The sequence below is a fragment of the Protofrankia sp. Cr1 genome, from assembly GCF_963555865.1.
Taxonomy (GTDB): domain Bacteria; phylum Actinomycetota; class Actinomycetes; order Frankiales; family Frankiaceae; genus Protofrankia.
Window position 1 is genome coordinate 6,079 of sequence record NZ_CAUVXO010000240.1, and the last position, 1,034, is coordinate 7,112.

Here is a 1,034-nt window from a genome sequence, read left to right on the forward strand (position 1 = left end):
GGTGTGGTTTCCCTACCCCTACAGGGCGTGGCGGGTGTCCCTGAGATATCTAGGCCGAGGCGCTTGCGTAATCCAACATCGTTGTATGGAACGGTCCAGATATCGAGCCTGCCGGTGCGGGATCGCTGCGTACCTGGTTGACGAGGGCACTCCGGAGCGCCCGGCAGGCCGGCGGACCGAAGGAACTCAGCGTGTGAGGGCGGTTGACATGGCGCAGGAGATCACAGCCTCGGTGTTGAGCTTCACGGGCATCCCACCGCTGACCGTCGTGTACAGCGGGGGCGGTCCGTTCGGCATCGCCTATGGACTCGGGATCGCCCACGCCCTGATCGCCGCTGGCGTGCCCCTGCAGGAGGTGGACGCGCTCGGTACGTCATCCGGCGCATGGGTCGCGTCGTGTGTGGCCACCGGCGTGGGACGTGAGGTTCTGTGCGAGGTGCCACCGGTCCGGGTTCCGAACCCGATTCCGGGATGGATCCGGCGGACGGCTCGTAGCGTGTTCGGTGAGGCCCACGACGAACGGGTTCGGATCGCGGCGGTCGGGGTGCCCACGCTTCGCCGGCAGATATTGTCAGGGGGACGTTTCCCCCTGGCGGACCTGGTCGCAGCCTCCTCGAGCCTGCCCGGTCTGTTCCCACCCTCCCCGGTTGGCCATGGGTTGTACGTGGACGGCGCAGTCCGTTCACAGGCCTCCGTCGACCAGGCGCCAGCCGCACGCAACCTCCTGGTGATCGCGCCCGTCGCCGGTCCGGTGCTCGGCGCCGGCGGGCGGATCATCGAGCAGCTGCTGACTCGGGAGATGCGTCGTTGGACGAAGGCAACCGGTGGCACGGTGCACCTGATCCGGCCTGACAGCGCGATCAGTCGGTTGGTCCGGCACCCGCTTGACCTGTTTGACCAACGCCGGGCACACGATGTGTACCCGATGGCGTTCGCGCAGGCGGCCCAGCTGCTCCAGACCCGGCCGGCGCTTGCTCGCCTGACCCGGCCGGTGGGAGCTCCGCTGGCGGCCTGAGCGGTTGGCTCGGACGGCG

At 68.7% G+C, this 1,034-nt stretch carries 1 protein-coding gene; it reads left to right on the forward strand.

The window, feature by feature from the left end:
• Positions 1–193 precede the first annotated feature (193 nt).
• On the forward strand, positions 194–1,015 hold the full coding sequence (locus U9980_RS17525) for a patatin-like phospholipase family protein (protein WP_322768906.1): 822 nt from the start codon (positions 194–196) through the stop codon (positions 1,013–1,015).
• The last annotated feature ends 19 nt before the right edge of the window (positions 1,016–1,034 follow it).